Annotated in this window: 1 protein-coding gene; it reads left to right on the top strand. The window is 40.8% G+C overall.

All coding sequences use genetic code 11. The annotated features are described in order from the left end of the window. Nucleotides 1-213, top strand: a 213-nt coding sequence (locus EOC06_RS41355; protein ID WP_206631530.1) for a hypothetical protein, incomplete at both ends; no start/stop codon positions are given.

Genomic DNA, 213 nt, shown 5'->3' with positions numbered 1-213 from the left:
CAACAATGATTGCCTTTATTGGTTATAGTGTTATCACCTTCAGTCTTGTCTTTAGTCCAACTTACATAACCGAAGTAAAGGGAATCTCACCAAGTGTAATGGGCTATATGAAAGCGACCGCTGGTGCGACAGGAGCAATTTTGTCTGTCGGACTCTCCGCTTATTCTGACTTTATCTTCAAAAGAAGCAAAAATATATGGCTGTCCCGTGTTT

The sequence above is a fragment of the Mesorhizobium sp. M7A.F.Ca.MR.362.00.0.0 genome, assembly GCF_004023175.1.
In the GTDB taxonomy this organism is placed as follows: domain Bacteria; phylum Pseudomonadota; class Alphaproteobacteria; order Rhizobiales; family Rhizobiaceae; genus Mesorhizobium.
Note: the sequence above shows the minus strand (reverse complement) of the source record. Positions and strands in the feature narration are given on the sequence as shown.